31 protein-coding genes are annotated in these 26,491 nt (G+C 63.9%); 26 read left to right on the forward strand and 5 right to left on the reverse strand.

All coding sequences use genetic code 11. The features are described from left to right. Positions 1-24: 24 nt before the first annotated feature. The 4 genes from BLT03_RS16265 to ubiA all read left to right on the forward strand — a co-directional run bounded on the left by BLT03_RS16265 (position 25) and on the right by ubiA (position 4,595). On the forward strand, positions 25-990 hold the full coding sequence (locus BLT03_RS16265) for a LysR substrate-binding domain-containing protein (protein ID WP_092744815.1): 966 nt from the start codon (positions 25-27) through the stop codon (positions 988-990). Positions 991-1,186: 196 nt separating this feature from the next. After that, entirely contained in the window at positions 1,187-2,941 is a 1,755-nt protein-coding gene (locus BLT03_RS16270) for a dipeptidase (protein ID WP_092744816.1), read from the forward strand. A 145-nt stretch (positions 2,942-3,086) separates the two neighbouring features. Further along, positions 3,087-3,611 carry a Dps family protein gene (locus tag BLT03_RS16275; protein WP_092744817.1) on the forward strand — a complete coding sequence of 175 codons (525 nt, stop codon included), beginning with the start codon at positions 3,087-3,089 and terminating at the stop codon, positions 3,609-3,611. 108 nt (positions 3,612-3,719) lie between these two features. Further along, positions 3,720-4,595, forward strand: a complete 876-nt coding sequence (gene ubiA / locus BLT03_RS16280) for a 4-hydroxybenzoate octaprenyltransferase (RefSeq protein ID WP_092744818.1) — start codon at positions 3,720-3,722, stop codon at positions 4,593-4,595. 120 nt (positions 4,596-4,715) lie between these two features. Here the strand turns inward: ubiA and proC are convergent, their stop codons facing one another. The 5 genes from proC to BLT03_RS16305 all read right to left on the reverse strand — a co-directional run bounded on the left by proC (position 4,716) and on the right by BLT03_RS16305 (position 10,604). After that, the gene (gene proC / locus BLT03_RS16285; protein ID WP_092744819.1) at positions 4,716-5,561 is read right to left on the reverse strand and encodes a pyrroline-5-carboxylate reductase; all 846 of its coding nucleotides are present in this window, start codon (positions 5,559-5,561) and stop codon (positions 4,716-4,718) included. Between the two features lie 107 nt (positions 5,562-5,668). Further along, the gene (locus tag BLT03_RS16290) at positions 5,669-6,346 is read right to left on the reverse strand and encodes a hypothetical protein (RefSeq protein ID WP_092744820.1); all 678 of its coding nucleotides are present in this window, start codon (positions 6,344-6,346) and stop codon (positions 5,669-5,671) included. Positions 6,347-6,659: 313 nt separating this feature from the next. After that, on the reverse strand, positions 6,660-8,192 hold the full coding sequence (glpK, locus tag BLT03_RS16295; protein ID WP_092744821.1) for a glycerol kinase GlpK: 1,533 nt from the start codon (positions 8,190-8,192) through the stop codon (positions 6,660-6,662). A 43-nt stretch (positions 8,193-8,235) separates the two neighbouring features. Next, a complete protein-coding gene (locus BLT03_RS16300) occupies positions 8,236-9,000 on the reverse strand; it encodes a DeoR/GlpR family DNA-binding transcription regulator (protein WP_092744822.1) in 765 nt (254 codons plus the stop codon). Between the two features lie 323 nt (positions 9,001-9,323). Continuing rightward, positions 9,324-10,604, reverse strand: coding sequence for a porin (locus tag BLT03_RS16305; RefSeq protein WP_092744823.1), 1,281 nt, complete (start codon positions 10,602-10,604; stop codon positions 9,324-9,326). Between the two features lie 402 nt (positions 10,605-11,006). Between BLT03_RS16305 and BLT03_RS16310 the strand changes: the two genes are divergently transcribed. The 22 genes from BLT03_RS16310 (at position 11,007) to rpsD (ending at position 26,438) form a co-directional block, all read left to right on the forward strand. After that, positions 11,007-12,095: an ABC transporter ATP-binding protein gene (locus BLT03_RS16310; RefSeq protein ID WP_092744824.1), complete on the forward strand. Its 1,089-nt coding sequence runs from the start codon at positions 11,007-11,009 to the stop codon at positions 12,093-12,095. Between the two features lies 1 nt (position 12,096). Beyond that, positions 12,097-13,170 carry an ABC transporter ATP-binding protein gene (locus BLT03_RS16315; protein WP_092744825.1) on the forward strand — a complete coding sequence of 358 codons (1,074 nt, stop codon included), beginning with the start codon at positions 12,097-12,099 and terminating at the stop codon, positions 13,168-13,170. Between the two features lie 58 nt (positions 13,171-13,228). Next, entirely contained in the window at positions 13,229-14,119 is an 891-nt protein-coding gene (locus tag BLT03_RS16320; RefSeq protein WP_092744826.1) for a carbohydrate ABC transporter permease, read from the forward strand. Positions 14,120-14,197: 78 nt separating this feature from the next. Beyond that, a complete protein-coding gene (locus tag BLT03_RS16325) occupies positions 14,198-15,010 on the forward strand; it encodes a carbohydrate ABC transporter permease (protein ID WP_092744827.1) in 813 nt (270 codons plus the stop codon). Positions 15,011-15,111: 101 nt separating this feature from the next. Continuing rightward, positions 15,112-15,420 carry a DUF2160 domain-containing protein gene (locus tag BLT03_RS16330; RefSeq protein ID WP_092744828.1) on the forward strand — a complete coding sequence of 103 codons (309 nt, stop codon included), beginning with the start codon at positions 15,112-15,114 and terminating at the stop codon, positions 15,418-15,420. Between the two features lie 130 nt (positions 15,421-15,550). Continuing rightward, on the forward strand, positions 15,551-17,278 hold the full coding sequence (locus BLT03_RS16335) for an ABC transporter substrate-binding protein (protein ID WP_092744829.1): 1,728 nt from the start codon (positions 15,551-15,553) through the stop codon (positions 17,276-17,278). A gap of 154 nt (positions 17,279-17,432) precedes the next feature. Continuing rightward, complete coding sequence (locus tag BLT03_RS16340; protein WP_092744830.1) at positions 17,433-19,028, forward strand: glycerol-3-phosphate dehydrogenase/oxidase; 1,596 nt, start codon at positions 17,433-17,435, stop codon at positions 19,026-19,028. Between the two features lie 194 nt (positions 19,029-19,222). After that, the gene (rplN, locus tag BLT03_RS16345) at positions 19,223-19,591 is read left to right on the forward strand and encodes a 50S ribosomal protein L14 (protein ID WP_025596343.1); all 369 of its coding nucleotides are present in this window, start codon (positions 19,223-19,225) and stop codon (positions 19,589-19,591) included. A 9-nt stretch (positions 19,592-19,600) separates the two neighbouring features. After that, a complete protein-coding gene (gene rplX / locus BLT03_RS16350) occupies positions 19,601-19,921 on the forward strand; it encodes a 50S ribosomal protein L24 (RefSeq protein ID WP_092744831.1) in 321 nt (106 codons plus the stop codon). A gap of 9 nt (positions 19,922-19,930) precedes the next feature. Then, entirely contained in the window at positions 19,931-20,470 is a 540-nt protein-coding gene (rplE, locus tag BLT03_RS16355) for a 50S ribosomal protein L5 (RefSeq protein ID WP_092744832.1), read from the forward strand. Between the two features lie 8 nt (positions 20,471-20,478). Continuing rightward, a complete protein-coding gene (gene rpsN, locus BLT03_RS16360) occupies positions 20,479-20,784 on the forward strand; it encodes a 30S ribosomal protein S14 (RefSeq protein ID WP_092744833.1) in 306 nt (101 codons plus the stop codon). A 20-nt stretch (positions 20,785-20,804) separates the two neighbouring features. Further along, entirely contained in the window at positions 20,805-21,200 is a 396-nt protein-coding gene (gene rpsH / locus BLT03_RS16365) for a 30S ribosomal protein S8 (protein ID WP_005793636.1), read from the forward strand. A gap of 23 nt (positions 21,201-21,223) precedes the next feature. Then, the gene (rplF, locus tag BLT03_RS16370; protein WP_092744834.1) at positions 21,224-21,757 is read left to right on the forward strand and encodes a 50S ribosomal protein L6; all 534 of its coding nucleotides are present in this window, start codon (positions 21,224-21,226) and stop codon (positions 21,755-21,757) included. 11 nt (positions 21,758-21,768) lie between these two features. Further along, complete coding sequence (rplR, locus tag BLT03_RS16375; protein WP_092744835.1) at positions 21,769-22,134, forward strand: 50S ribosomal protein L18; 366 nt, start codon at positions 21,769-21,771, stop codon at positions 22,132-22,134. A 17-nt stretch (positions 22,135-22,151) separates the two neighbouring features. Then, complete coding sequence (gene rpsE, locus BLT03_RS16380) at positions 22,152-22,670, forward strand: 30S ribosomal protein S5 (protein ID WP_092744836.1); 519 nt, start codon at positions 22,152-22,154, stop codon at positions 22,668-22,670. A 14-nt stretch (positions 22,671-22,684) separates the two neighbouring features. After that, positions 22,685-22,867, forward strand: coding sequence for a 50S ribosomal protein L30 (gene rpmD / locus BLT03_RS16385; protein ID WP_056670941.1), 183 nt, complete (start codon positions 22,685-22,687; stop codon positions 22,865-22,867). 10 nt (positions 22,868-22,877) lie between these two features. Next, positions 22,878-23,309, forward strand: a complete 432-nt coding sequence (gene rplO / locus BLT03_RS16390; RefSeq protein WP_092744942.1) for a 50S ribosomal protein L15 — start codon at positions 22,878-22,880, stop codon at positions 23,307-23,309. Positions 23,310-23,332: 23 nt separating this feature from the next. Further along, complete coding sequence (gene secY / locus BLT03_RS16395) at positions 23,333-24,652, forward strand: preprotein translocase subunit SecY (RefSeq protein ID WP_092744837.1); 1,320 nt, start codon at positions 23,333-23,335, stop codon at positions 24,650-24,652. A 148-nt stretch (positions 24,653-24,800) separates the two neighbouring features. Further along, entirely contained in the window at positions 24,801-24,914 is a 114-nt protein-coding gene (rpmJ, locus tag BLT03_RS16400) for a 50S ribosomal protein L36 (RefSeq protein WP_011793797.1), read from the forward strand. 22 nt (positions 24,915-24,936) lie between these two features. After that, positions 24,937-25,302, forward strand: a complete 366-nt coding sequence (rpsM, locus tag BLT03_RS16405) for a 30S ribosomal protein S13 (protein ID WP_092744838.1) — start codon at positions 24,937-24,939, stop codon at positions 25,300-25,302. 18 nt (positions 25,303-25,320) lie between these two features. Then, the gene (gene rpsK, locus BLT03_RS16410; protein WP_092744839.1) at positions 25,321-25,725 is read left to right on the forward strand and encodes a 30S ribosomal protein S11; all 405 of its coding nucleotides are present in this window, start codon (positions 25,321-25,323) and stop codon (positions 25,723-25,725) included. An 89-nt stretch (positions 25,726-25,814) separates the two neighbouring features. Next, positions 25,815-26,438: a 30S ribosomal protein S4 gene (gene rpsD, locus BLT03_RS16415; RefSeq protein WP_092744840.1), complete on the forward strand. Its 624-nt coding sequence runs from the start codon at positions 25,815-25,817 to the stop codon at positions 26,436-26,438. Positions 26,439-26,491: the final 53 nt, after the last annotated feature.

The following is a 26,491-nucleotide window of genomic DNA, read 5'->3' on the forward strand; positions in this document are numbered from 1 at the left end:
GCGTTCGCCAATCCGCACCCAAAAATGACCCTCACGGAACTCAAATACATCGTCGCTGTGGCCCGCGAAAAGCACTTCGGCCGGGCGGCCGATGCTTGCTACGTATCGCAGCCCACGCTGTCGGTGGCCATCAAGAAGCTGGAAGACGAGCTGGAGGTCAAGCTCTTCGAGCGCAGCGCGGGCGAGGTGTCGGTGACCTCGCTGGGCGACGAGATCGTGCGCCAGGCGCAGAGCGTGCTGGAGCAGGCCGCCGCCATCAAGGAGATCGCCAAGCGCGGCAAGGACCCGCTGGCCGGCGCCCTCACGCTGGGGGTGATCTACACGATCGGGCCTTACCTGCTGCCCGAGCTGGTGCGCCATGCCATCGCGCGCACGCCGCAGATGCCGCTGATGCTGCAGGAGAACTTCACCGTCAAGCTGCTGGAGATGCTGCGCACCGGCGAGATCGATTGCGCGATCATGGCCGAGCCGTTTCCCGACACGGGCCTGGCGATGGCCCCGCTGTACGACGAGCCCTTCATGGCCGCCGTGCCCAGCAGCCACCCGCTGGCCGAACAGAAATCCATCTCCGCCGCGCAGCTCAAGAGCGAAACCATGCTGTTGCTGGGCGCGGGCCACTGCTTTCGCGACCACGTGCTGGAGGTCTGCCCCGAGTTCGCGCGCTATGCGAGCAATGCCGAGGGCATCCGGCGCACGTTCGAAGGTTCGTCGCTGGAGACGATCAAGCACATGGTGTCGGCCGGCATGGGCGTGACGCTGGTGCCCCGCCTGTCGGTGCCGCGCGATGCGCTGCACACCGGCTCGCGCCGCAGGAAGAGCGACGACACGCACATCCGCTACCTGCCCATCCAGGAAGACGACGGCAGCCCGCCACCGATGCGCCGTGTGGTGCTCGCCTGGCGCCGCAGCTTCACGCGCTACGAAGCCATCGCCGCGCTGCGCAACGCGATCTATGCCTGCGAACTGCCGGGCGTGACGCGTCTGTCCTGACGCAGCGGCTTTCCTAAAGAAAGCCGCCGGGGGCCGGCCAGCGGACTGCTGCGCCCGCCTTCACCAAAATGCCCCGGCGCAGGGCTACACTCGCCCCGCGCGCGGCCGGTGGGCATCCTCCACCCGTTCCGTGCCCAGGCTGCGCCACATGCTGCCCGTGCGCGGCGCCGCGCTCTCCACAATCCAAGGACATTCCATGAAGAAGCTTTTGATGGCGGCCGGCTTGGCCCTGGGCCTGTCGGCCTGTTCCACCGTGATGGCGCCGCCCGACGCCGCGCCGCTGGCCGGCACGCTCAAGAAACCCGACCTGGACCGCCTGGTGGTCGCCGAGACGGGTGCGCCCAGCGGTGATTTCAGCGCGTTCCTGGAGCGCGCCGTGCGCATCTACCCGTCGCTGGAGCCCAGCGTGAAGGCGTACGAATCCAAGGCCGCGCTGGCGGGCGACGACCTGGTGAACATCAGCCGGCTGCTGGGCCTGTACAACCGCCTGCACCACCACACGGCGGTGATCGACACGACGGCGAAGATGGTGGCGATTCCCACGGTGCGCTCGGACAAGGTGCCGCCGCACGAGGACAAGGCCATCATCGCCTTCGGCACGCTGGTCGAAGGCATGGCCAAGGACTTCGGCCTGCAATACCGCAACGTGGACAACCGCATCTTCGAAGTGAAGCTGCCCGGCACGGGCACCGAAGAATTCGGCATCCTCACGCATGCCGACGTGGTGCCCGTGGTGGCCGACGAATGGGTGCTGGACGATGGCACGCGCCTGGACCCGTTCAAGCTGACGCGCGTGGGCGGCAACCTGTACGGCCGCGGCTCCATCGACGACAAGGGTTCCATCGCCGCCGTGCTGTACGCCATGAAGGCGGTCAAGGACAGCGGCCTGCCGATGGCCCGCACGATTCGCCTGATGGTCGAGACGACCGAGGAAACGGGTGGCGACGCGATGAAGTACTACCGCGCCAAGACGAAGCTGCCCGACTACAACATCGTGCTGGACAGCAAGTACCCCGCCGTGGTCGCCGAAAAGGGCTCCGGCGCGCTGCGCGCTTCGTTCCCACTGGCCGCCACCGCCGCTGCGCCGGCCGGTGCCGTGACCATCGCCGCGATGACGGGTGCCGCCTCGGCCAACGCCGTGCCGCAGACCGCCACCGCGCGCCTGCAAGGCGGCGATCTGGCGGCTGCAGCGCAGCGCCTGGGCGCGGCCCGTGAGGCCTTCATCGCCAAGTACGCGGCCCAGGGCGGCCCGTTCACCATCGACATCGTGCAGGACACCGCTGCGGTGAACGTGAAGGTGACCGGCACGTCGGCCCACGGCTCGCGCCCCGAAGAGGGCGTGAACCCGCTGCCGCGCCTGGCGCTGTTCCTGCAGGAATCGGGCGTGCCGCTGGCCGCCAACGGCTACGCCAGCGCCGTGCGCTACATCGCCGACCTGTACGGCACCGACTACCTGGGCCGCACGATGGGCCTGGCGTACAGCGACGACTTCATGGGCCCGCTCACGATGTCGCCCAACCTGGTGCGCGAGAAGGACGGCAAGGTCGATGTGCTGGTGAACGTGCGCATGCCGCGCGGCAGCACGGCCGATGTGCTCTCCAAGGCCACGGCGGCACGCATCCAGTCCTGGGGCGCGCAGGCAGGCGTGGCGGTCGAGGTGGATCACAGCCAAGGTGAGTGGATGGCGCGCGATCCCAAGGGCGCCTGGCTCTCCACGCTGCTCAACACCTTCGGCGACACCACCGGCCTCGAAGCCAAGCCCGTGCCCACGGCCGGCAGCACCACGGCCAAGCTGATGCCCAACGCCATCAACTTCGGCCCCGCCATGCCCGGCAAGAAGTACACGGCCCACAACGCGAAGGAATTCAAGGAAGTGGCCGACCTGGACGCCGACATGCAGATGTTCACCGAGATGCTGGTGCGCATCGGCAACCTGCCGCAGATGCAGTGACCCCGAGCGGCGCCCAGCCGCAGCGCATGCGCTAAAGTGTTTCGGGCGCCCGGACGCCACGCTCCGCTCTCGCAGCGGGGCGGCGCCCGGGCCGGCAAACACAGCGGCAACGCATTGTTCAGTTCAGCACCCGAAGGAGTTCTCCATGGCCAAAACCCCCAAGACCCCTCTCGCCCGCGCCAGCGCCGGTGGCGCACCGCGCATCAACATCGGCATCAGCGACAAGGACCGCGCGGCCATCGCGCAAGGCCTGTCGCGACTGCTGGCCGACACCTACACGCTGTACCTCACCACCCACAACTTCCACTGGAACGTGACGGGCCCGATGTTCAACACGCTGCACACCATGTTCATGGGGCAGTACACCGAACTGTGGAACGCCGTGGATCCGGTGGCCGAGCGCATCCGTTCGCTGGGCCATTCGGCACCGGGCTCGTATGCCCAGTTCGGCAAGCTCACCTCGCTGCCCGACGCGCCCACCGAGCCGCCGCCAGCGCTCGAAATGGTGCGCATCCTGGTCGAAGGCCACGAGGCCGTCGCCCGCACGGCACGCGAACTGTTCCCGGTGGCCGACAAGGCCAGCGACGAGCCCACGGCCGACCTGCTGACCCAGCGCCTCACGGTGCACGAGCAGACCGCCTGGATGCTGCGCTCGCTCCTGGAAGAGTAAGCCGGACGGGCCCCGCACGGCCCGGTCCGCCCAGCGCCCGCCCACCCGTGCGGGCGTTTTCGTTTCCCTGGCCTTCTTTCCCTGTTCTTCCTTCAATTTTTCAGCGCCATGCAGCTCTCCGCCCCGACGCCGTCGCGCCTGTCGCTCTACCTCGATCTGATCCGCTGGAGCCGGCCGGCCGGCTGGCTGCTGCTGCTGTGGCCCACGCTGTCGGCGCTGTGGGTTGCGGCGGGCGGGTTTCCCGGCTGGCACCTGCTGATTGTTTTCACGCTGGGCACGGTCCTCATGCGCAGCGCGGGCTGCTGCGTGAACGACGTGGCCGACCGCCGGTTCGACCGGCACGTCAAGCGCACGGCGCAGCGGCCGGTGACGAGCGGCGCCGTGTCCCCGCGCGAAGCGCTGGCCGTGGGCGCGGTGCTGGCGCTCGTGTCCTTCGCGCTGGTGCTCACCACCAACGCCGTCACCATCGCGTGGTCGGTGCCCGCGCTGGCGGTGACGGTGCTGTATCCGTTCACCAAGCGGTTCCTTTCCATGCCGCAGGCGGTGCTGGGCGTGGCGTTCAGCATGGGCATTCCGATGGCGTTCACCGCCGTGCGCGGCGAGGTGTCCTGGCTGACGCTGTGGCTGGTGCTGGGCAACCTGTTCTGGGTGCTGGCCTACGACACCGAATACGCCATGGTGGACCGCGACGACGACCTGAAGATCGGCATGAAGACCTCGGCCATCACCCTGGGCCGTTTCGACGTGGCGGCCATCCTCGCGTTCTATCTGCTGCTGGTGGCCTTCTGGGGCGTGGCGCTGGCGCCGCTGGGGCTGGGCGCGCCGTTCTACCTCGCGATCGGAGCGGTGCTGGCCCAGGTGGCCTGGCACTTCGCGCTGATCCGCCACCGCACGCGCGAAGGGTGCTTTCGCGCCTTCCGCGAGAACCACTGGATCGGGTTCACGCTGTTCGCGGGCATCGCCGCGAGCTATGCGCTGCGTTGACTAAAACAGGGGTGTTGCTATCAATTAAATAGCAATACTCCCTAGTGTTTATTGCGCTGGAGGCCTTTTTGGCTTAAAACCTCTCCAGCGCTTCCAGACCCCTGCTTTTTCTTCCGCCGCTCAGGCGCCGAACTCGTCACCGAGCTCCCGCGCCCGCGAACGCGCCGCTTCCAGGGCGCGCATGAAGCGCTGGGGCACCTCGTCCTGCTCCATCGACTGCAGCGCGGCGTAGGTGGTGCCGCCCTTGGAGGTCACGCGCTGGCGCAGCACTTCGGGCGGCTCGTCCGAGCGGCGGGCCAGTTCGGAGGCGCCGGCAAAGGTGGCCACGGCCAACTGGTGCGCCTGGGCGCGGCTCAGGCCCATGGTGGCGCCGGCTTCGGTCATCGCCTCCAGGAACCGAAACACATAGGCCGGGCCCGAGCCCGACAGGGCGGTGACGGCATCGAGCTGCGGCTCCTCCTGCACCCAGAGGAATTCACCGGTCGTTGCGATCACCCGCTCGACCTCGGCGCGCTCGGCCTCGGTCACCTGCGGGCGGGCGTAGAGCGCCGTCATGCCCTTGCCGATCAGCGCGGGCGTATTGGGCATGGCGCGCACGATGCGTTCGCTGCCCAGCCACTGCGCGATGCTGTCCGACCGGATGCCGGCCGCCACGCTCAGGTGCAAGGCGTTGCCGGTGTGGGCGCGCACGGGCTCGGCGGCCTGCTTGAAGGTCTGGGGCTTGACGGCCCACACGACGATGCCGGCGCGCGAAAGCGCCGGGCCTGCCGCTTCGTGCGCGGTGATTCCGTGGTCCGACAGCAGCGCGGCGCGCGCCTCGGCCCAGGGTTCGACCACTTCGATCTGCCCGGGCTGCATGCCCTGGCGGATCAGCCCGCCGATGATGGCGCTGGCCATGTTGCCTCCGCCGATGAAGGCGATGGCGGACTGCTCGGAAGGGGTGACGGCGTAGGTGTCTGAGGTCATGGCGTGCGTTGGTTGGAAAGCCGGCCGCACAACGAAGAAAGCTCCCTGTGGGAGCTTCGCGGCCTGGGTCACCAGGATGTTAGCGTGCCGTGGCCTCGCGGCCTGGCTCAGGCGGCGGTGGCCACGTTGGCTGCGGCCTTGCTGATGTCGAACGCGGCCGAGGAGACCTCCGGCGTTTTGCGCGGGGCGCCGGGGCCATCGTTCAAGCCCAGTTCCTGCAGCAGTTTGGGGTCCTTCAGTGCGCGTTGGGCTGCCTGCGCCAGAGCGGGCGGCGCGTCGGGCGCGGGGCTTTGCGACAGCTCGTACAAGTTCTGCGCAGTGAGTTGCTTGTCGGGGCTGCCGGCGCGGAACGTGTTCAAGACGTCCTTGACCTCGTGGTCCGGCATGGTGGGGTGGCCGAGCTTCGCCAGCAGGGGAGACATCGAGGGTTGCGCGTTCAGCATGTCGTCGAAGGCGCCGTTGGCGGCGCGATCGAAGCTGTCCACGCTGGCGATGCCGTCGCGCGTGCCCGCCGCGTCGTCGCGCGACTCCAGCGCAGAGAACAGCTTGGGGTTCGACACCATGAAGCTGGCGGCATCCGAGACATTGGTAGGCGTCTTGCCGTCCTCGTTGCGGGCCAGCTTCATCAGGTCGTTCATGTTCACCGTGTCCTGACCGCTGGAGCGCATGTGGCCGACCAGCGTGGCGCTGGCTTCGCGCCCGGCCTGGCTGCGGTTCGCGGGCAGGGAGCTGACTCCGCCCGTCAGGTTGGTGGGTTTGGCTTGCAGGTGTTTGATGGCGCCCATTGGTGGCTCCTAGCCCGAGAGGGTGTTGTGCCGGATGAGCCCGGCGTAGAGAAACGAGCCGCATCGGATAACGCGGCGCGAGCATGGATAGCCTTCGCTATCGGACTCGATCCTAGGAAGAGGGGTGGCCGGGCATCCGGGCGCATGCGAAGCATTGGAGCCCTGGCCGAAATTGACGCGGACGGCCTGTGCCGGCTGGCGCGGTGCCTTCAGCCGGGTGCACGCAGGGGGCAACACACCGGCGGCATGCCGCGAACGCGGCAGTCGCTGAGAGCGCGGCTAGCGTGGCTGGTCGGCAGGTGCCGCGCAGCCTTCAGTCGAGCGACGCCTGGCGCACGGCGTGTTCCCAGCGCGCCATGAGTTCGCGGGCGCGCGGTGCGCCCAGGGTGGGCATGAAGCGGCGCTCGGCCCGCCACAGGTCGGAGAGTTCGTCGGTGCTGCGGTACACGCCGCTCGACAGGCCGGCCAGGTAGGCGGCGCCCAGGGCGGTGGTTTCGATCACCGCGGGCCGCACCACGGGAATGCCCAGCAGATCGGCCTGGAACTGCATGAGCAGGTCGTTCACGCAGGCGCCGCCGTCCACGCGCAGCTCGCTCACCGGCGCACCGCCGGCCGCCACGGCGTCGCGGCTCATGGCCTGCAGCAGCGCGGCGCTCTGGTAGGCGATGCTTTCCAGCGCCGCCCGCGCGATGTGGGCGAGCGTGGTGCCGCGGGTCAGGCCGGTGATGGTGCCGCGCGCATCGGGCTTCCAATAGGGCGCACCCAGGCCGGTGAAGGCCGGCACCATCATCACGCCGCCCGAATCGGGCACGCTTTCGGCGAGCGACTGCACTTCGTTGCTGGCCGAGATGGCGCGCAGTCCGTCGCGCAGCCACTGCACCACGGCACCGCCGACGAACACGCTGCCTTCCATGGCGAACTCGGGAGGTTTGTCGGCGAAGCCGCCGGGTGCGCCGTGGGCCGCCGCGGCGCCGATCTGGGCCGCGCTGGTGGTGAGCAGGCCGTTGGTGGAGGTCTGGAACTTCTGCCCCGTGTGCATGAGCATGAAGCAGCCCGTGCCATAGGTGTTCTTGGCCATGCCGGCCTTGAAGCAGGCCTGGCCGAACAGCGCGCTCTGCTGGTCGCCGGCCACGCCGCCGATGGGCAGCGCGCTGCCCAGCAGGTCGGGATGCGTGTCGCCGAAGTGGGCGCTGGACGGGCGCACTTCGGGCATGAGCGCGCGCGGAATCTGCAGCAGCTCCAGCAGGTCATCGTCCCACAGGTTGGTGCGCACATTGAAGAGCATGGTGCGCGCGGCGTTGCTGACGTCGGTCACGTGCACCTTGCCTTGCGTGAGCTGCCAGATGAGCCAGCTGTCCACCGTGCCGAAGGCCAGTTCTCCGCGCTCGGCCTGGGCGCGCGCGCCGGGCACGTTGTCCAGCAGCCAGCGCAGCTTGGTGCCCGAGAAATAGGCGTCGATCAGCAGCCCGGTCTTGGCCTGGATGGTGTCGGCCAGGCCGCGCTCGCGCAGCTCGGCGCACAGCGGCTCGGCCCGTCGGTCCTGCCAGACGATGGCGTGGTGCACGGGCTCGCCGGTGCGCCGGTTCCACAGCACCGTGGTTTCGCGCTGGTTGGTGATGCCCAGCGCCCGCACGTCGCTGGCCTTCAGGTTCGCCTGGGTCAGCGCCTGCCGGGCGGTGGCCAGCTGGGTGCGCCAGATTTCGCGCGGATCGTGCTCCACCCAGCCGGGCTGCGGGTAGATCTGCGGCAGCTCCAGCTGCGCCTGGGCGACGATGTGGCCGCGCTCGTCGAACACGATGCTGCGGGAACTGGAGGTGCCTTGGTCGAGGGCGAGCAGATAGGTCATAGGAAACGAGGATAAGTCAGGCGTATGAGGCGTCTTGGACGCGTCAGGCGGCCACGGTGCATTCCACGCCGGCATCGCGCAGCAGCGCGGGAAAGGGCTCGGGCGGCGGCGCGTCGGTGAACAGCCGGCCGATCTGCGACAGCGTGGCCGCCTGCACCATCGCCGCGCGGCTGAACTTGCTGTGGTCGGCGGCCAGCCAGACCTCGCGGGCCTGGGCAACGATGGTCTGCGCCACCTTCACCTCGCGGTAGTCGAAGTCGCGCAGCGTGCCGTCCGACTCGATGCCCGAAATGCCGATGAGGGCGATGTCCACGCGGAACTGGCGGATGAAGTCCACCGCCGCCTCGCCCACGATGCCGCGGTCGCGCGAGCGCACCACGCCGCCGGCCACGATGACTTCGAAGTCGGGCTTGCCGCTCAGGATGGCGGCCACGTTCAGGTTGTTGGTGATGACGCGCAGGCCGCTGTGGTGCATCAGCGCGCGGGCGATGGCTTCCGTCGTGGTGCCGATGTTCAGGATCAGCGAGCAGTCGTTGGGCACCTGGGCGGCCACGGCCCGCGCGATGCGGGCCTTGCCGTCGGCATTCAGCGTTTCGCGCTGCGTGTGCCCCAGGTTCTCGACGGTGGAGGTCGGCACGCGCACGCCGCCGTGGAACCGCCGCACCAGCCCCAGTTCGGCCAGCCGCTGCACGTCCCGCCGCACGGTCTGCAGCGTCACGCCCAGCGTGTCGGCCAGTTGTTCGACCGTGGCGGACTGGCGGGCGCGCACCTCTTCGAGCAGGCGCAGTTGGCGGGGGTTGGTGTTCACGGAGGGGTCTGGCGGAGAAGCGAAGCGAAAGGAAATGGCAGCGCAAGGCGTGCGTCGGGACTGGCCCCACTTTAAAGCGAACCAAAACGAACGGTTCCAGGGTAAACCTTGATGGGAAACGATCAGAAAGCAACAAGCTCGATCTGGATCGAACCATTCCGGTGTGCGGCGCGGTAGAGCTGCGTCCCTGGGTTCGTCGCGGGCGACCGCAGATGCTGGGCGGCTGAGTGCCTCGTGTGTGCGGACAAAGCCCAGGCGAAAAAAATCCCCCTGGCGGGGGATTCGGGTTCGGGGCGCGCAGTCTCGGAAGACTGCGCAGCGCGTCAGAACCGGTGGCGGATCGACACGGCGATGCTGTTCACGTCCTTGCCCGGAGCGGCAGACACGCCACCGAGGAAGCCGTTGCCACCCAGCAGGTCCTGCGAGGTGTTCTTGTTTTCCAGGTGCGTCAGCACGGCGCTGACGTCGGTGCGCTTGGACAGCGCATAGGTGTAGGCCGCACCGTAGGAGTAGCGGTCGGCATTGAACGGACGCTTGTCGTTCATGCTGTTGTAGGCCACGGTCATGGTGTGCACGCCGCTGGTGATGCGGTAGCCGACCTGGAACAGCCGGGCGTCCTGCTTGAAGCCCTGGATGAAGGCGTTCTGCACCAGGCCCGCCACCGGCGCCGTGGCCGGGTTGGCCGACAGGCTCGCGGCGATGGTCGACAGGTCGCTCGGGTGGTCGTCCTTGATGACGGCGTACTGGCCGGACAGCGTGCCGGGGCCGATGTCCACCGTCGCACCCACGATGCCGGTCGTGAGCGACTTTTCGCCGAGCTCGTTGTTGCGGGTGTTGTAGCCGCCACCGAACGAGTAGCCGTTGCCCTTGTAGATGGCCATGATGCCCAGCAGGCGCCGTGCGCTCGGCTTGCCGGCCACTTCGCCGGCGGCGTACATGGCGGTAGCGGTGAGGCCGTCCTTTTGCAGGGCGTACTGGATCGAGTTGCTGACGCGGATGTCGAACGAATTCGGGATCGCCACCAGCTGGCCCAGGGACAGGCTGGACTCGGTCTTCATCACGTCGAAGTTGCCGGTGGCCAGGTAACCGGGCGTGTACTGGCGGCCGAACGTGAAGGCGCCGAACGGGGTCACCAGGCCGCTGAAGATCTGGCGGTCGAAGAAGGTTTTGTTCAGGTTGACGCCGATGTTGGAGCCGATCTGGTTGGCCACGGCGGTCACTGCGGGCTGCAGGGCGGCGGGCAGGCCCAGCGAGGTCGCCGTGCTCAGCCGGTCGGGCAACTGGCCCAGCGACACGGGGCGGTTGCTGGTGTCGCCGGTGTCGGCTTCGATCCGCGCTTCCATCGTGAAGATCGCGCGGTAGCCGCCGCCCAGGTCTTCGTTGCCCTTGAAGCCCAGGCGCGAGCCTTCCATGTTGCCGCTGATCAGCCGGGTCTGGTTGCCGCCGGGGCCGCCGGTCACGTGGCTCACGCCCAGGTCCACGATGCCGTACATGTTGAGGCTGCTGCTGCCAGCCATGCCCGACGTGCCGGACGCGCTTTGTGCCATGGCGACCGACGAGATACAGGCAAGAACCGCCACCGACAGCACACGCATTTTCTTCATGACATCTCCCATTTGCGAAGTTGGATAGGAGCGCCGCCGACACCGCCGACGCCCGTGAATGAAGGCCGAGACTAGGGGCAATGTTTCAAGCGGTAAAGGGTGTGAATACCGAGCAGGGCGTTTGCGACACAGGGGAAAACCCCGAACCGCAGAGCGGCGGGCTGGGGCGGCAGCGCTCTTTTTTCAGCAATCACCCCTGCGGCTTCCGGTCTTTCGTTCGACGGAGATGTCGCGGCGCGATGGAGGCCACCGGCGTTCCCAAGCGAACGAAAACGAATCAATCGAGGGTAAACCTTGATTCAAAACGATCACAAAACAACAAGAATGATCGCAATCGAACAACGAAGATCTGGCCGCGCGCGCTCTGCGCCGCAGCTTGGGTCGCAGAAATGGGGTAGCTGCATGCAGCTGGCACTTGAGAGCATCAACAAGCGGGTAGGGGCTCAGACCTGGCTGCATGACATGGACTTGGCGCTGCAAAGCGGCGCGGTCACCGTGCTGCTGGGCGCCACCCAGGCCGGCAAGACCAGCCTGATGCGCATCATGGCCGGGCTGGACAAGCCCACGTCCGGCCGCGTGCGGGTGGATGGCGTGGACGTGACCGGCATGCCCGTGCGCGACCGCAACGTGGCGATGGTGTACCAGCAGTTCATCAACTACCCGTCGATGCGCGTGGCCGCCAACATCGCCTCGCCGCTCAAGCTGCGGGGCGAAAAGAACGTCGATACCCGCGTGCGCGAACTGGCGACGCGGCTGCACATCGAGATGTTCCTGGACCGCTACCCGGCAGAGCTGTCGGGCGGCCAGCAGCAGCGCGTGGCGCTGGCCCGGGCGCTGGCCAAAGGCGCGCCGCTGATGCTGCTGGACGAACCCCTGGTCAACCTCGACTACAAGCTGCGCGAAGAACTGCGCGACGAGCTGACCCAGCTCTTCGCCGCCGGCCAGTCCACCGTGGTGTACGCCACGACCGAGCCGGCCGAGGCGCTGCTGCTGGGCGGCTACACCGCCGTGCTGTCCGAAGGGCGGCTGCTGCAGTACGGCCCGACCGCACAGGTGTTCCATGCGCCGTGCTCGCTGGAGGTCGCCCGTGCGTTCAGCGACCCGCCGATGAATCTGCTGCCCGCCAGTGCGGCGTCGGCCGGCGGTGTGCAGGGCGTACAGGTGCCGGGCGGCCCGTTGCTGGCTGTGCCGCTGCCGCCGGGCCTTCCTGCTGCCGGGCTGACCGTGGGCGTGCGCGCCAGCGCCCTGCGCGTGCAAGCGCGGCCGGGCGACCTGGCGCTGGCCGGCACGGTGGAGCTGGCCGAAATTTCGGGCTCCGACACCTTTGTGCATGCCGCCACGCCGGTCGGCAGCCTGGTGGCGCAGCTCACCGGTGTGCACCACTTCGAGTTGGGCACGCCGATCACGCTGCACCTGGACCCGCAGCAGATCTATGTTTTCGGTGCCGACAGCCTGCTGGCCCGCGCGCCCGTGCGCCAGGGAGGGCGTTGAGATGGCACGCATCAGCCTGGACCTCGCGCATTCGTACAAGCCCCATCCGCAGCAGGACAGCGACTACGCGCTGCTGCCGCTGAAGATGGAGTTCGAGGACGGCGGCGCCTATGCGCTGCTCGGCCCCTCGGGCTGCGGCAAGACCACCATGCTCAACATCATGTCGGGCCTGCTCGTGCCGTCGCACGGCACTGTGCTGTTCGACGGCCGCGACGTGACGCGCGCCACGCCGCAGGAACGCAACATCGCCCAGGTGTTCCAGTTCCCGGTGATCTACGACACCATGACCGTCGCCGAGAACCTGGCGTTTCCGCTCAAGAACCGCAAGGTGCCCGCAGCGCAGATCAAGCAGCGCGTGGGCGTGATCGCCGAAATGCTGGAAATGAGCGGCCAGCTCGACCAGCGCGCCGCCGGCCTGTCGGCCGATGCCAAGCAGAAGATCTCGCTCGGCCGCGGGCTGGTGCGCTCCGACGTGGCGGCCGTGCTGTTCGACGAGCCGTTGACCGTGATCGATCCGCACCTGAAATGGCAGCTGCGGCGCAAGCTCAAGCAGATCCACCACGAGCTGAAGCTCACGCTGATCTACGTCACGCACGACCAGGTGGAGGCACTGACCTTCGCGGAGCAGGTGGTGGTCATGACGCGCGGCCGCGCCGTGCAGGTCGGCTCGGCCGATGCGCTGTTCGAGCGGCCCGAGCATGTCTTCGTCGGCCACTTCATCGGCTCGCCCGGCATGAACTTTCTGCCCGCGCAAGCCGCCGGCGGGCAGTTGCAGGTGGCGGGCCATGCGCTCGGCGCACTGCCCCGGCCCCTGCCCGAAGGCGCGCTGCAGATCGGCATCCGCCCCGAATACCTGGGCCTGGCCCCGGCCGGCCAGCCCGGCGCCGTGCCGGTCGCCGTCACACAGGTGCAGGACATCGGCACCTACCAGATGCTCACCGCCCGCGTGGGCGACCACACGCTGAAGGCGCGGTTCGTGCCCGAAGCGCAACTGCCCGCGCCGGGCGACACCGTGTGGCTGCAGGTGGTGGGCGACCACACCTGCTATTACCAAAACGAGGCATTGCTGCCATGAGCGGCGTACGGCCGCCCGAAGGCGTTCAGCACCGCAGTGCGCAGCACGAAGGTTTTCAATGAGTACCACCACCAAACCAGTGAACCAGAAAGCCTGGTTCCTCATCCTCCCGGTGATCCTGTGCGTGGCCTTCTCGGCCATCCTGCCGCTGATGACGGTAGTGAACTACTCGGTGCAAGACATCATCTCGCCCGAGCGGCGCGTGTTCGTCGGCACCGAATGGTTCGCGGCCGTGATGCGCGACGAAGAGCTGCACGCGGCGCTGCTGCGGCAGATCACCTTCTCGCTGGCCGTGCTGCTGGTGGAGATTCCGCTTGGCATCGCGCTGGCGCTGTCCATGCCCGCGCAGGGCTGGCGGTCGTCCGCCGTGCTGGTGGTGGTAGCGCTGTCGCTGCTGATCCCGTGGAACGTGGTCGGCACGATCTGGCAGATCTACGGCCGGGCGGACATCGGGCTGATGGGCCGCGTGCTGCAGCAGCTGGGCATCGAATACAGCTACACCGGCAACGCCACGCATGCCTGGCTCACCGTGCTGCTGATGGACGTGTGGCACTGGACGCCGCTGGTCGCGCTGCTGGCCTTCGCGGGGCTGCGCTCCATTCCCGATGCGTACTACCAGGCCGCGCGCATCGACGGCGCGAGCAAGTTCGCCGTGTTCCGCTACATCCAGCTGCCCAAGATGCGCGGCGTGCTGATGATCGCCGTGCTGCTGCGCTTCATGGACAGCTTCATGATCTACACGGAACCCTTCGTGCTGACCGGCGGCGGCCCCGGCAATGCGACCACGTTCCTGAGCCAGTACCTCACGACCAAGGCCGTGGGCCAGTTCGACCTGGGGCCGGCGGCGGCGTTCTCGCTGATCTACTTCTTCATCATCCTGCTGCTGTGCTTCATCCTCTACAACTGGATGCAGCGCGTGGGCACCCAGCAGCCCGAGGTGGAGCATTGACCATGAAAGCATTGATGATCAAATCTGCCTCCAGCGCAGGTATCACTAGGGTGGATAGCTATAAAAAGGATAGCAATCATGCATGAGCGCCGTTTCCGCAAGCGGACGATCTTCCTGCTGGCCTATCTGGTTTTCGCGCTGTTGCCCATCTACTGGATGGTCAACATGAGCTTCAAGACCAACGCCGAGATCCTGTCCACGTTCACCTTCTGGCCGCAGGAATTCACCTGGGCCAACTACCGCACGATCTTCACCGACGAGTCCTGGTACTCGGGCTACATCAACAGCCTGATCTACGTCGCGATGAACACGGTGATCTCGCTCACCGTGGCGCTGCCGGCGGCCTATGCGTTCTCGCGCTACCAGTTCATGGGCGACAAGCACGTGTTCTTCTGGCTGCTGACCAACCGCATGACGCCGCCCGCGGTGTTCCTGCTGCCGTTCTTCCAGCTCTACACCACCGTGGGGCTGATGGACACGCACATCGCCGTGGCGCTGGCCCACCTGCTGTTCAACGTGCCGCTGGCGGTGTGGATTCTGGAAGGCTTCATGAGCGGCATCCCGCGCGAGATCGACGAGACGGCGTACATCGACGGCTACAGCTTTCCGCGGTTCTTCCTCACCATCTTCCTGCCGCTGATCAAGGCCGGCGTGGGCGTGGCGGCGTTCTTCTGCTTCATGTTCAGCTGGGTCGAGCTGCTGCTGGCGCGCACGCTGACCAGCGTGAACGCCAAGCCCATCGTGGCGACGATGACGCGTACGGTGAGCGCCTCGGGCATGGACTGGGCGACGCTGGCCGCGGCCGGCGTGCTCACCATCGTGCCGGGCGCCATCGTGATCTGGTTCGTGCGGCACTACATCGCCAAAGGCTTTGCCATGGGGCGCGTCTAGCGTGAAGAGGGAAAGAACCATGAACTACCACCATTCGCTGCAGAGTGCGCAGATCTTCCGAGGCCTGGGGAAAGGCGCCGCAGGCGCTCAGGGGGGGGGCCATGTTTGAGTGGATGGCCTGGACCACGCCGGTGGCCGTGTTTTTCGTCTGCATCGTGCTGATGCTGGCCGGCATGGCCGTGTGGGAGGTGAAGTCCCCCACGGTCATGCGCAAGGGTTTTCTGCCGCTGGCCACGACGCGCGGCGACCGCCTTTTCATCGGGCTGCTGACCGCCGCCTACGTGAACCTGATCTTCGTGGGCATCAGCGGGCACCTGGTGCAATGGTTCTCGCTGGCAGCCGAGCCCTCCGTCTGGATCAGCTTCGTGCTGTCGATGGCGCTGCTGGTTCTGATCCTGCGCAAGGGCTGACGGCGCCCGAAAAGGGCGACGCGCCAGCCCACGGTTTTTCTCTGCTGCCGGCCCGACTCATCCCCCGGGCCCGGCAGTCGCTGGAATGCATAGGGGAGTCGATTCAACTGACTATCAGGAGACAAGCACTATGAAGATGCGGTATTCGGCGCTGGCGTTGGCCGTTGCGGTTCTGGCGGGCAACGCCATGGCCGGCGAGGCGGAAGCCAAGAAGTGGGTGGACAGCGAATTCCAGCCGTCCACTCTGGCAAAGGACAAGCAGCTGGAAGAGATGAAGTGGTTCATCGAAGCAGCCAAGAAGCTCCAGGGCAAGGGCGTGAAGGAAATCTCGGTGGTGTCGGAAACGCTGACCACCCACGAGTACGAATCCAAGACCCTGGCCAAGGCTTTCGAGGAAATCACGGGCATCAAGGTCAAGCACGACCTCATCCAGGAAGGCGACGTGGTCGAGAAGCTGCAGACCTCGATGCAGTCCGGCAAGTCGATCTATGACGGCTGGATCAGCGACTCCGACCTGATCGGCACCCACTACCGCTACGGCAAGATGATGAACCTGACCGACTACATGTCGGGCGCAGGCAAAGAGTTCACCAACCCTGGGCTGGACCTCAAGGACTTCATCGGCACCAAGTTCACCACGGCGCCCGACGGCAAGCTCTACCAACTGCCCGACCAGCAGTTCGCCAACCTGTACTGGTTCCGCGCCGACCTGTTCGAGCGCAAGGACCTGAAAGACAAGTTCAAAGCCAAGTACGGCTACGACCTGGGCGTGCCGCTCAACTGGAGCGCCTATGAAGACATCGCCGAGTTCTTCAGCAACGACGTGAAGACCATCGACGGCAAGGCCATCTACGGCCACATGGACTACGGCAAGAAGGACCCATCGCTGGGCTGGCGCTTCACCGACGCATGGCTGTCCATGGCCGGCTCCGCCGACATCGGCACGCCCAACGGCCTGCCGATCGACGAATGGGGCATCCGCGTGGCGGCCGACAAGTGCACGCCCGTGGGCGCATCGGTCTCCCGTGGCGGCGCGACCAACTCGCCCGCTGCGGTCTATGCTCTGACCAAGTACGTCGACTGGATGAAGAAGTACGCGCCCAAGGAAGCCATGGGCATGACCTTCGGCGAATCCGGCCCCGTGCCCGCCCAAGGCCAGATCGCCCAGCAGATCTTCTGGTACACCGCCTTCACGGCCGACATGGTCAAGCCCGGCCTGCCCGTGGTGAACGCCGACGGCACGCCCAAGTGGCGCATGGCGCCCGGCCCCAACGGCCCTTACTGGAAGCCCGGCATGCAGAACGGCTACCAGGACGTGGGCTCGTGGTCGTTCTTCAGCGGCCATGACGCCAACAAGACGGCCGCTGCCTGGCTCTATGCCCAGTTCGTGACCGCCAAGACCGTCTCGCTCAAGAAGACCATCGTGGGCCTGACCCCGATCCGCGAGAGCGACATCCAGTCCAAGGCCATGACCGACATGGCGCCCAAGCTGGGCGGCCTGGTCGAGTTCTACCGCAGCCCGGCCCGCGTGGCCTGGTCGCCCACCGGCACCAATGTGCCCGACTACCCCAAGCTCGCGCAGCTGTGGTGGAAGAACGTGGCCCAGGCCGTCACGGGCGAAAAGACCCCGCAGGGCGCCATGGACACGCTGGCCGACGAGATGGACCAGGTCATGGCCCGCCTGGAGCGTGCCGGCATGGCCCATTGCGCTCCGAAGCTCAACCCCAAGGGCGATCCTGCCAAGTGGCTGAGCGACAAGGCCGCCCCGTGGGCCAAGCTGGCCAACGAAAAGCCGAAGGGTGAAACCATCGCCTACGACCGCCTGCTGCAGGCCTGGAAGGACGGCAAGGTCCGCTAAAGCGGCAAAACGGGCCGGCGCCCACGCACCGCCGGCCTGATTCGCCCACCTCCCGCCCTCGTCCTTGCCTGCAAGGGCTTGGGCGGATTTGTTTTTTGCGGTCAATCAAGGGTTAACCCTCGGTTTCTTCCGCGACGCATGGACAATCGATCCCATGAATACCGTGACCCCTCCCCTGTACACCAAGCGCTCCGAACTGCTGGCACGGCTGGCCGAACCCCGCCTCTACGACCTCGCGGTCATCGGGGGCGGCGCAACGGGCCTGGGCGTGGCGCTGGATGCTGCCGCACGGGGATTCAACGTGGTCCTGGTGGAGTCACACGATTTTGCAAAGGGCACGTCTTCCCGCGCGACCAAGCTCGTGCATGGCGGCGTGCGCTATCTGGCCCAAGGCAACATTTCCCTGGTGCGCGAAGCACTGCACGAGCGCACCACGCTGCTGAACAACGCGCCCCACCTGGCGCAGCCGCTGCCGTTCGTCATGCCGTCTTACCGCTACTGGGAGACACCGTTCTACGGCATGGGGCTGAAGGCCTACGACGTCCTGGCTGGCAAAGCCGGCCTGGGCGCCACCGAATTCCTGGGCCGCGAAAGCACCTTGCGGTTGCTGCCCACGGCCCGCAAGGAAGGGCTCAAAGGCGGGGTCAAGTATTGGGACGGGCAGTTCGACGATGCCCGGCTGGCGCTTGCCCTGGCCCGCACGGCCGCGCAGCGCGGCGCTTTGCTCGTCAACTACTGCTCCGCCCGTGAACTGGTGCACGCGGCGGGCAAGGTCTCCGGCCTCGTCTGCGAGGACCGCGAAACCGGCAACACTTACACCGTGCAGGCGAAATGCGTGGTCAATGCCACAGGTGTCTGGGTCGACACTTTCCGCCAGCAGGACGCTGCGGCGCTCGGCCGCCCCGCGAAAGCCATCGTGGCCCCGAGCCAGGGCGTGCACATCGTGGTCGACCGGGAGTTTCTGCCCTCCGACCACGCCCTGATGGTGCCCAAGACCGCGGATGGACGGGTGCTGTTTGCCGTGCCGTGGCTGGGCAAAGTCATCCTCGGCACGACCGACAGCCCCCGCCAGGACCTGGCGCGCGAGCCGCTTCCCTTCAAGGAAGAGGTGGCGTTCATCCTCAGCGAATCTGCCCGGTACCTCACCCGTGCCCCGGGTCCATCGGACGTGCGTAGCATCTGGGTGGGGCTTCGCCCGCTGGTCAAGCCGCAGGACGACGACGGCGACAACACGAAGAGCATCAGCCGCGAGCACACCGTGATCGCCAGCGCGAGCGGACTGGTCACGGTCACCGGCGGAAAATGGACGACTTACCGGGCCATGGCCGAGGATGTGTTGCAAAAATGCTTCACCGCCGGGCTGTTGCCAGAGCGTCCGAGCGGAGTGACGCGCCGGCTCCCGTTGGTCGGGTCGCCAGAGGCGGCGGCAGTAAAGCATCGCATCAGTGCTGCCCAGGGGGTTCATTCTTATGGCAGCGAAGCCTCTTTCATTGGCAGCCTGCCGGGTAGCGATGTGTTCCTCGCAGAGGGGCTCACAGAGGGGATGGTGCGATTCGCGGCCCGCTACGAGTACGCGCGCACCGTCGAAGATGTGCTGGCCCGACGCAGCCGGTTGCTTTTCCTCGACGCCGCACTGGCAGCTCGTCTGGCACCCCGCGTGGCCGAGATCCTTCAGGAAGAGTTGGGCATCGATCCCCAACTCGCGGTATTTCAAGCGCTCGCAGCACAGTATTTGGCTGTCCCGTTGTGAGGCGCTTGACGCACGTTTCCTTTTTTGACAAAATCGAGGGCTTCGCGTTTCAAGCGCGAGGTTTCTGCCCAACGGGAAGTGCTGCAAATGGTTTGCGGCATGGACGACGGGCCCAAGACTGACTGGCTGATCTTCAGCCCTTGAGAAGTTCTCTGGGGCTGTCAATCCTGCTGGTGCAAGTTGGGAATATTGAAATGATCCAGACAGAATCTCGGTTAGACGTTGCCGACAACACCGGCGCGAAGTCCGTCCTGTGCATCAAGGTGCTGGGTGGTTCCAAGCGTCGCTACGCCAGTGTCGGCGACATCATCAAGGTGAGCATCAAAGAAGCCGCTCCGCGTGGCCGCGTCAAAAAAGGCGAGGTCTATAGCGCAGTGGTCGTTCGTACGGCGAAGGGTATTCGCCGTGGCGACGGTTCGCTCGTCAAATTCGATGGCAACGCAGCAGTGTTGCTCAATGCAAAGCTGGAGCCTATCGGCACTCGCATCTTTGGACCCGTGACGCGTGAACTGCGTACCGAGAAGTTCATGAAGATCGTGTCCCTGGCTCCTGAAGTTCTCTGAGGACGCGCCATGAACAAGATTCGCAAGGGCGATGAAATCGTTGTGCTCACCGGGCGCGACAAGGGCAAGCGCGGCACGGTGTCGCTGCGCAAGGATGACTCCTATCTCGTCATCGACGGTATCAACCTCGTCAAGAAGCACGTCAAGCCGAACCCAATGAAGGGTACGACGGGCGGCATCGTTGAGAAGGCCATGCCGATCCATCAGTCCAACGTAGCCATCTTCAATGCCGCTACCGGCAAGGCTGATCGCGTAGGCATCAAGGTGCAAGCGGATGGTTCGCGCGTTCGCGTGTTCAAGTCCAGCGGCTCGGAAATCAAGGCGGCCTAAGGAGTCAACATGGCACGACTGCAACAACACTACCGCGAAAAAATCGCACCCGAACTCGCCAAGCAGTTCGGCTACACCTCGCCGATGCAAGTTCCGCGTCTGACGAAGATCACCCTGAACATGGGCGTGAGCGAAGCTGTGTCGGACAAGAAAGTGATGGACAACGCCGTCGCTGACCTGACCAAGATCGCCGGCCAGAAGCCAGTGGTAACGAAAGCCAAGAAGGCAATCGCCGGTTTCAAGATCCGCGAAGGCCAGGCCATCGGCTGCATGGTCACGCTGCGCGGCGTTCAAATGTATGAATTCCTGGACCGTTTCGTGACCGTGGCTCTGCCTCGCGTTCGTGACTTCCGTGGTATTTCTGGCCGCGCCTTCGACGGCCGTGGCAACTACAACATCGGTGTCAAGGAACAGATCATTTTCCCTGAAATCGAGTACGACAAGGTGGATGCCTTGCGCGGTCTCAACATCAGCATCACCACGACGGCAAAGAGCGACGAAGAGGCCAAGGCGCTTCTCGCTGGTTTCCGTTTCCCGTTCAAGAACTGAGGCAGCGTATGGCTAAAGTAGCTTTGATCCAGCGCGAACTGAAGCGCGAAAAATTGGCCGCCAAGTACGCAGCGAAGTATGCGGAATTTAAGGCGATCGCCAGCGACATGAAGCGCAGCGATGAAGAGCGTGAAGCAGCCCGCCTGGGTCTGCAGAAGCTCCCGCGCAATGCCAACCCGACGCGTCAGCGCAACCGTTGCGAAATCACCGGCCGCCCACGTGGCACGTTCCGTCAATTCGGTCTGGCTCGCGCAAAGATCCGTGAACTGGCTTTCGCTGGCGACATCCCCGGTGTCACCAAGGCCAGCTGGTAAGCAGGCAGGAGAGATACAACATGAGCATGAGTGATCCCATCGCTGACTTGCTGACCCGCATTCGCAACGCGCAAATGGTGTCCAAGGCTACCGTGCTGGTTCCATCTTCCAAAGTGAAGATCGCCATCGCACAAGTGCTGAAGGACGAGGGTTATATCGACGGCTTCCAGGTCAAGACCGAAGCCGGCAAGTCCGAACTTGAAATCGCACTGAAGTACTACGCCGGCCGTCCGGTGATCGAGCGTATCGAGCGTGTCAGCCGTCCAGGCCTGCGCGTGTACAAGGGCCGTGATTCCATCCCGCAAGTCATGAACGGTCTGGGTGTGGCAATTGTCACGACTCCCAAGGGCGTGATGACCGATCGCAAAGCGCGCGCTACCGGTGTCGGCGGCGAAGTGCTTTGCTACGTCGCTTAAACGTGGCATTGAGGAGAAACTGAATGTCCCGCGTAGGAAAAATGCCGGTGACCATCCCCGCAGGTGTGGATGTGTCCATCAAGGACGACCAAATCAGTGTAAAGGGTACGGGCGGCACGCTGTTCTTGACCCAAAGCGCACTGGTGAAGGTTACCAACAAGGATGGCAAGCTCAGTTTTGAGCCTGTCAACGAGTCCCGCGAAGCGAACGCCATGAGTGGCACGATCCGCCAGTTGGTCAACAACATGGTGGTGGGCGTTAGCAAGGGCTTCGAGAAGAAGCTGAACCTGATTGGCGTGGGTTACAAGGCCCAGGCTGCAGGTGCCAAGCTCAACCTGAACGTCGGTTACTCGCACCCCGTGAATTTCGAAATGCCTGCAGGCATCACGGTTGCAACTCCGACCCCGACCGAAATCGTGATCAAGGGTGCCGACCGCCAGCGCGTCGGCCAATTGGCCGCTGAGATCCGTGCCGTTCGTCCGCCAGAGCCCTACAAGGGCAAGGGCATCCGTTATTCGGACGAAAAAGTCACGATCAAAGAGACCAAGAAGAAATAAGGAGCTGCAACATGTTGACCAAGAAAGAGCAGCGTCTTCGTCGTTCGCGCCAAACCCGCATTCGCATTGCGCAGCAAGGCGTGGCACGTTTGACGGTGAATCGCACGAACCTTCATATCTATGCCAGCGTGATTTCCGGCGACGGCAGCAAGGTGCTGGCCAGTGCATCCACGGCAGAAGCCGAAGTGCGCAAGACGCTCGGCGGTTCGGGCAAGGGTGGCAATGCTGCCGCCGCTCAAGCCATCGGCAAGCGCATCGCTGAAAAGGCGAAGGCTGCTGGCGTTGAAAAGGTTGCATTCGATCGTGCAGGCTTTGCCTATCACGGCCGCGTCAAGGCTTTGGCCGACGCTGCACGTGAAGCAGGTCTGCAGTTCTAAGCGGAGCGAAATACAAAATGGCTAAATTTCAACCCAAAGTGCAGAGCGAAGGTCAAGACGACGGTCTGCGCGAAAAAATGATCGCGGTGAACCGCGTGACCAAAGTCGTGAAGGGTGGCCGTATTCTCGGTTTCGCTGCACTGACTGTGGTCGGCGATGGTGATGGCCGCGTCGGCATGGGCAAAGGCAAGTCGAAAGAAGTGCCAGCAGCCGTGCAGAAGGCCATGGAAGAAGCTCGTCGCAATCTGGTGAAGGTGTCGCTCAAGAACGGCACCATCCACCATCAAGTGACGGGTCACCATGGTGCAGCCCACGTGATGATGGCGCCCGCCCCCAAGGGTACCGGCATCATCGCCGGCGGTCCGATGCGCGCTGTGTTCGAAGTGTTGGGAATCACGGACATCGTGGCTAAGAGCCATGGTTCTTCGAACCCCTACAACATGGTTCGCGCCACCTTCGACGCATTGGTTCATTCCACGACCCCTTCGGACGTGGCGGCCAAGCGCGGCAAGTCGGTCGAAGACATCTTCGCCTGAACGGAGTTGATCAAATGACTACGCAACAAACCGTCAAGATTCAACTGGTGCGCAGCCCTATCGGCACCAAGGAATCGCATCGCGCGACCGTTCGCGGTCTGGGCCTGCGCAAGCTGAACAGCATCAGCGAACTGCAGGACAGCCCCGAAGTGCGCGGCATGATTAACAAGATCAGTTATCTGGTCAAAGTCCTCTGAGAGATTGATGATGGAACTCAATAGCATCAAGCCCGCAGACGGAGCCAAGCACGCCAAGCGCCGTGTCGGTCGCGGCATTGGTTCTGGCTTGGGCAAGACCGCAGGCCGCGGTCACAAGGGTCAAAAATCGCGTTCGGGTGGCTACCACAAGGTGGGCTTCGAAGGCGGTCAAATGCCTCTGCAACGTCGTCTGCCTAAGCGTGGCTTCAAGTCCCATCTGCTGAAGTTCAATGCAGAGGTGACGTTGACGGCGCTGAACCAGCTGGATCTCGCTGAAGTCGACCTGCTGACGCTGAAGAGCGCCGGCCTGGTGGGCCAACTCGTGAAGGTCGTGAAGATCATCAAGAGCGGAGAGCTGAGCAAGTCGGTCAAATTGACCGGCATCGGTGCAACGGCGGGCGCTAAGGCGGCCATCGAAGCTGCCGGCGGTAGTCTGGCCTGATTCGGTTCTGAAGGAACGCATTCGTGGCTACTAACGCAGCTCAAATTGCAAAGACCGGGAAGTTCGGCGATTTGCGTCGCCGGCTGGTTTTTCTGCTGCTTGCGTTGGTCGTGTACCGCATTGGAGCGCACATTCCCGTGCCGGGCATCGACCCAGCGCAACTGCAACAGTTGTTCAGTGGCCAGCAAGGCGGCATTCTGAATCTGTTCAATATGTTCTCGGGTGGAGCGCTGTCGCGTTTCACGGTCTTTGCGTTGGGGATCATGCCGTACATTTCGGCATCGATCATCATGCAGCTGATGACGTATGTCATCCCGACGTTCGAGCAGTTGAAGAAGGAAGGCGAAGCAGGGCGGCGCAAGATCACGCAATACACACGTTATGGAACGCTTGGACTGGCACTTTTCCAATCGTTGGGCATTGCCGTGGCATTGGAGAGTTCTGCAGGTCTGGTGCTGAGTCCAGGTTTTGGCTTTCGAATGACAGCTGTGGTGAGTCTCACTGCTGGCACGATGTTCCTGATGTGGCTGGGTGAGCAGATCACTGAACGTGGCTTGGGCAATGGGATTTCCATTCTGATCTTTGCCGGCATCGCTGCAGGTCTGCCCAGTTCGATCGGTGGATTGCTTGAGTTGGTTCGTACAGGTGCGATGAGCATTCTGGCAGCGATTTTTATCGTGCTGGTCGTGGCCGCAGTGACCTACTTTGTGGTGTTCGTCGAACGTGGGCAGCGCAAGATCCTTGTGAATTACGCGAGGCGCCAAGTTGGCAACAAGGTATATGGTGGTCAGTCGTCCCATCTGCCTTTGAAGCTCAACATGGCAGGTGTCATCCCGCCAATTTTTGCCTCATCGATCATTTTGCTGCCTGCAACGGTAGTGAACTGGTTCAGTGCAGGCGAGTCGATGCGGTGGTTGCGAGACATCTCCGGTGCTTTGACGCCAGGACAGCCTATCTATGTGATGTTCTATGCGGCTGCGATCGTTTTCTTCTGTTTTTTCTACACAGCTCTCGTGTTTAACAGCCGGGAGACTGCAGACAATCTGAAGAAAAGCGGTGCCTTCATCCCCGGGATTCGTCCTGGAGAGCAAACGGCTCGCTACATCGACAAGATCTTGGTTCGCTTGACGCTTGCGGGAGCTGTGTACATCACTTTTGTGTGTTTGCTGCCAGAGTTCATGATCTTGAAGTACAACGTGCCATTTTATTTTGGCGGTACCTCTTTGTTGATCATCGTGGTGGTCACCATGGACTTCATGGCCCAAGTGCAGAACTACATGATGTCACAACAGTATGAGTCGTTGCTCAAGAAGGCCAACTTCAAGGCAACACCTGGAAGCTGAACTTCGATAAGTGGAATCCTGGCGAATGCGCTATAGTTGCGGGTTGGCCTGGGTGAAGACGGTTTATTGATGCCCTTCGATTTATCGCGGGCGCAATTTGTGTTCCGCGCAGTGGCCGGGACGAACAGACGAGTTTTAGGAGAATGAAATGAGAGTTTCGGCTTCGGTCAAAAAAATCTGCCGCAACTGCAAGATCATCCGCCGCAAGGGTGTGGTGCGCGTGATCTGCACGGACATGCGCCATAAGCAGCGCCAAGGTTGATTGAAAGTATTAGAGGACGCATATGGCACGTATCGCTGGCATCAACATTCCGCCGCATCAGCATGCTGAAATCGGCTTGACCGCCATTTTTGGCATTGGTCGCACTCGCGCTCGCAAGATCTGCGAAGCAACCGGTATCGAGTATTCCAAGAAGATCAAGGATCTGACGGACGCCGATCTGGAAAAGATTCGCGATCAAATCGCACAGTTCACCATCGAGGGTGACCTGCGTCGCGAAACCACGATGAACATCAAGCGATTGATGGACATCGGGTGCTATCGCGGTTTCCGTCACCGTCGTGGGTTGCCTATGCGCGGTCAGCGTACGCGCACCAATGCCCGCACCCGCAAGGGTCCGCGCAAGGGCGCAGCGGCTCTGAAGAAATAAAGAGATTGAGAGATCACTATGGCTAAATCTCCTGCCAATAACGCCTCGCAGCGTGTTCGCAAAAAGGTTCGTAAGAATGTGTCGGATGGCATTGCACACGTGCATGCATCCTTCAATAACACGATCATTACCATCACGGACCGCCAAGGCAATGCGTTGTCATGGGCTTCTTCGGGTGGTCAAGGCTTCAAGGGTTCGCGCAAGTCGACCCCCTTTGCCGCACAGGTGGCTTCCGAAGTCGCTGGCCGTGCTGCCATCGAACAAGGCATCAAGAACCTGGATGTGGAAATCAAGGGCCCTGGTCCTGGCCGCGAATCTTCGGTGCGCGCTTTGGGCGCACTGGGCATTCGTATTACGTCGATCTCCGATGTGACTCCGGTTCCCCACAACGGTTGCCGCCCTCAAAAGCGCCGTCGTATCTAATTTTTTGTTGAAGCCCACCGCCATCGATAGCCTTGCGCATTGATGGCTCCCGCAATTTTTGTTGCGGCAGATGACATAAGGAAACTCAAGTGGCACGTTACCTAGGCCCCAAGGCCAAACTTTCCCGCCGTGAAGGCACTGACCTGTTCCTGAAGAGCGCACGTCGTTCTATAGCTGACAAGTCCAAGTTCGATTCCAAGCCTGGTCAGCACGGCCGCACCTCCGGTGCCCGCACGTCCGACTACGGCCTGCAACTGCGCGAAAAGCAGAAGGTCAAACGCATGTACGGCGTGTTGGAAAAGCAATTCCGCCGTTACTTTGAAGCTGCCGACCGCCGCAAGGGCAACACCGGCGCCAATCTGCTGTTTCTGCTGGAATCTCGTCTGGACAATGTGGTGTACCGCATGGGCTTCGGCTCTACCCGGGCAGAAGCGCGCCAGCTGGTTTCGCACAAGGCAATCACGGTGAACGGCCATTCGGTCAACATCGCTTCGTACCTCGTCAAGACGGGTGATGTGGTTGCTGTGCGTGAAAAGTCCAAAAAGCAAGGCCGTGTGGTTGAAGCGCTGCAATTGGCTCAACAAGTTGGTATGCCAGCTTGGGTTGAAGTCAATGCCGACAAGGCAGAAGGCGTGTTCAAGAAGGTGCCGGACCGTGACGAATTCGGTGCTGACATCAACGAATCCCTGATCGTTGAACTCTATTCGCGCTAATTCTTAGCGCACGTTCGAGAAAATTGTTCCTATACCGCGAGGCATCGCGGTAT

Origin of the sequence: Paracidovorax valerianellae, from assembly GCF_900102625.1 — a bacterium.
Classification (GTDB): Bacteria; Pseudomonadota; Gammaproteobacteria; order Burkholderiales; family Burkholderiaceae_C; genus Paracidovorax; species Paracidovorax valerianellae.